Source organism: Intrasporangium chromatireducens Q5-1, assembly GCF_000576575.1.
GTDB classification, from domain to species: Bacteria; Actinomycetota; Actinomycetes; order Actinomycetales; family Dermatophilaceae; genus Intrasporangium_A; species Intrasporangium_A chromatireducens.
The window spans coordinates 1-3,365 of record NZ_AWQS01000333.1; the positions used below are offsets into that span (position 1 = coordinate 1).

Sequence of the window (3,365 nt, forward strand, 5' to 3'; positions counted from 1 at the left end):
AACGGCACCGATGGACCCGTCGCCGCGGTGAAGGAGGTCGTCGCGACGGTCAAACCCCGACTGCGCGGCTGGCTGCACCTCGTGATGTTCCCGTGCGCGCTCATCGGCGGCCTCGTCCTGACGCTCCTGGCCGCGCCCGGCGCGGTGCGCACGTCCGCCCTCGTCTTCACGGTCACCGCGGCGCTGCTCTTCGGCGTCTCGGCGATCTACCACCGCGGCCACTGGGGACCCCGGATGGGCGGCGTGCTGAAGCGGCTCGACCACTCGAACATCTACCTCATCATCGCCGGCACCTACACGCCGTTCGCCGTGACGCTGCTGCCGTGGGACCAGGCCCGCACCCTCCTGCTGCTCATCTGGGGCGGGGCGGTCGCCGGCGTCATCTTCCGCGTCGCCTGGGTGCGAGCGCCGCGCTGGCTCTACACCGGCCTCTACATCGCCCTTGGCTGGACCGCGATCTTCTACGTCGTGCCGTTCTGGCGGGCCGGCGGCGTGCTCATCGGCACGCTCATCGCGCTCGGCGGGCTGCTCTACACCGCGGGCGGGGTCATCTACGCGACGAAGCGGCCCAACCCGTCACCGCGGTGGTTCGGCTTCCACGAGGTGTTCCACGCCTTCACGCTCGCCGCGTTCGTCTCGCACTTCGCGGCCGTGGCGCTCGCCGTCGCGACGAACCCGATCGCCAGCTGAGCGACGGTATGCCGCTGGGCGCGCCCCGCGCCCGCGGTGCCGTTCGCGGGTGGCCCGCTGAGCGGCATACCCGCTCGGGACCGCGCAGCGGTCAGGCCCGCGGGTGCGTGCACGCGTCAGGCGCGCGGCGCGGGACCGTCCGTGCTCGAGCCGTCCTCCGGCCTGCTCCCGGGCCGCAGCCGGTCTTCGCCGCCATCCGGTCGGCTCACGCCCTGCTCCCCCTGGTCCCGGCGCTCCTGCTCGAGGCGCTCCTGCTCGAGCCGGTCCCGCTCGCGGTAGGCCATGCGGCGCATCCGGGCGTTCATGTTGCGCATCAGGCACCAGAGCGCGACCGCGAGGAGGAAGACGGCGATGAAGCCGAAGATGCCCGGTCCGACCGGAAGGTTTCCGCTGCCGCCCATCAGGCCGTCTCCTCGATGTCCTCGGGCAGGCGCCCGTCGTAGGCCAGGGTGAGGTCGCCCGACGTCGCCAGCACGTCCGCCTCCGCGGCCGTGCCGAGTCCGGCGAACAGGTCGTCTTCGACCTCGTGGATCGGCACGTAGGACAGGGCGGCCTCGAAGTCCTCGTGGGGCCAGACCTGCTGCTGCAGCCGGACCGGCACGCGGAACCAGAACCCGTCAGGGTCGACCTGCGTCGCGTGGGCGAGGAGGGCCTTGTCGCGGGTCTCGAAGTAGTCCGCGCACTCGATCTCGGTCGTCGTGTGGTTCTTGCGGCGCGGCTTCCAGTTCGCGAGCCAGTCGGTGTACGGGCTCTCGAGCCCCTCGGCGACCATCGCGTCGTGGATCGCGGTGAGCCGCTCGAGGCGGTGTCCGCTGTTGTAGTAGATCTTGAGCGGCTGCCAGGGCTGGCCGGCCTCGGGGTAGCGCTCCGGGTCACCGGCCGCCTCGAAGGCCGCCATCGAGACCCGGTGGCACATGATGTGGTCCGGGTGCGGGTAGCCGCCCTTCTCGTCGTACGTCGTCATGACGTGCGGACGGAACTCGCGGATGACCCGGACGAGGGCCTCGGTCGTCACCTCGAGGTCCTCGAGGGCGAAGCAGCCCTCGGGCAGCGGCGGCAGCGGGTCGCCCTCCGGCAGGCCGGAGTCGACGAAGCCGAGCCAGGTGTGCTCGCAGCCGAGGATCTCCTGGGCGGCCTTCATCTCCCGCCGGCGGTACGCGACCATGTCGCGCTCGATCTCGGGGTCGCCCTTGAGCTTCTCGTTGAGGATGTCGCCGCGCTCGCCACCGGTGCACGAGACGACCATGACGCGGTTGCCCTCGGCGACGTACTTCGCGGTCGTCGCCGAGCCCTTGCTCGACTCGTCGTCGGGGTGCGCGTGCACCGCCATCAGCCGCATACCTCGGGACAACGTCGCTCCTCACGCCAGGGTGTCGGTGGGGTCCGGCGGCCGGGGCCGACCGGGTGCGGGTCCCTGCCGCGGGTGGGAGAGACTGGGACCCGTCCGCCATCCTCTCACCAACCCGACGCACCCCACGTCGGCCCCACGGAGCCGCGAATGTCCCTGCCCAAGCCAGCGCCCGGCACGCTCAAGTGGTGGATCGTCGGCACGATCGGCATCGGCGGCGGCATCGCCATGGCGATCTGGTTCGGCCTGTCGGCCACCCTCGGCGTGCCGACTTGGGAGACGCTCTCGTTCAAGGTCGTCAACGACCAGACGATCACGGTGAAGTTCCAGGTGAACCGACCCTCGGGCCAGCCGATGACGTGTCAGGTGCGGGCCCTGGCCAAGGACTTCTCGACCGTCGGCAGCGTCGAGGCCAAGGTCCCCCGGGCGAGCAGCGACACGTCCGAGCAGACCGTCACCTTCCGGACGACGACGCGTGCGGTGTCCGGCGAAGTGCGCACCTGCACCATGCCGTGAGCCGTGCGGTGGTTCGGCCGCCGTCCTCACCGACCACCCAACCTGCGCCTGACCTGCTCGAAAGGTCTCGATCCCATCTCGCTCGGGTGCGTGTGGTGGGTGCGTTTGTTATCCTCGAAGTTCACCTGAGGTCACGACCGGTGACACACCGAGATCCGGTCGCGGCCTTCCTTGTTTCGGGCGCCCACGCGAGCACCGCGTGGGCGCCGTTTCATCCGAGGAGTTACATCGTGACCGAGACTGCTGCGAGCTTCCTGACTCAGGAGGCCTACGACCGCCTCAAGGCGGAGCTGGAACAGCTGTCCGGCGAAGGTCGGATCGAGATCGCGCGCAAGATCGAGGAGGCCCGCGAGGAGGGCGACCTCAAGGAGAACGGCGGCTACCACGCCGCGCGCGAGGAGCAGGGCAAGATGGAGGCCCGCATCCGCCAGCTCCAGGAGCTGCTCCACAACGCCGTGATCGGCGAGACGCCTCCCGACGACGGCGTCGTCGAGCCCGGCATGGTCGTCACGGTCGAGATGTTCGGCGACAAGGAGACCTTCCTGCTCGGCAACCGCGAGATCGCGGACGACACCGACCTGCAGGTCTTCTCCGAGAAGTCCGCCATGGGCGCGGCCATCAACGGCCGGAGCGTCGGCGAGACGACCTCCTACGAGGCGCCGAACGGCAAGACCATCGAGGTCAAGATCCTCAAGGCGAAGCCCTACAAGGCCTGACCGCCCTGCGCTCGAGTCGACGGGCCGGTTCCCTCCCCGGGGACCGGCCCGTCCCCACGTCGAGGGGCCACCACCCGTCGAGAGGCCACCAACCG

Annotated in this window: 5 protein-coding genes; 3 read left to right on the forward strand and 2 right to left on the reverse strand. The window is 70.4% G+C overall.

The window, feature by feature from the left end; genetic code table 11:
* Window positions 1-690 (forward strand): PAQR family membrane homeostasis protein TrhA (gene trhA, locus N864_RS20485; RefSeq protein WP_051518870.1); only part of this gene is annotated, 690 nt, incomplete at its 5' end.
* A 116-nt stretch (window positions 691-806) separates the two neighbouring features.
* On the opposite strand, the gene N864_RS20490 is transcribed toward trhA, so the two are convergent.
* Complete coding sequence (locus N864_RS20490; RefSeq protein ID WP_034721750.1) at window positions 807-1,091, reverse strand: hypothetical protein; 285 nt, start codon at window positions 1,089-1,091, stop codon at window positions 807-809.
* Window positions 1,091-2,020, reverse strand: coding sequence for a mycothiol conjugate amidase Mca (mca, locus tag N864_RS20495; RefSeq protein WP_081794090.1), 930 nt, complete (start codon window positions 2,018-2,020; stop codon window positions 1,091-1,093). The genes N864_RS20490 and mca overlap by 1 nt, the downstream gene beginning before the upstream one ends.
* Window positions 2,021-2,188: 168 nt before the next feature.
* Here mca and N864_RS20500 point away from each other — a divergent pair, with 168 nt between their 5' ends.
* Window positions 2,189-2,554, forward strand: coding sequence for a DUF4307 domain-containing protein (locus tag N864_RS20500; protein WP_034721754.1), 366 nt, complete (start codon window positions 2,189-2,191; stop codon window positions 2,552-2,554).
* A gap of 230 nt (window positions 2,555-2,784) precedes the next feature.
* A complete protein-coding gene (gene greA, locus N864_RS20505) occupies window positions 2,785-3,270 on the forward strand; it encodes a transcription elongation factor GreA (RefSeq protein ID WP_034721755.1) in 486 nt (161 codons plus the stop codon).
* The last annotated feature ends 95 nt before the right edge of the window (window positions 3,271-3,365 follow it).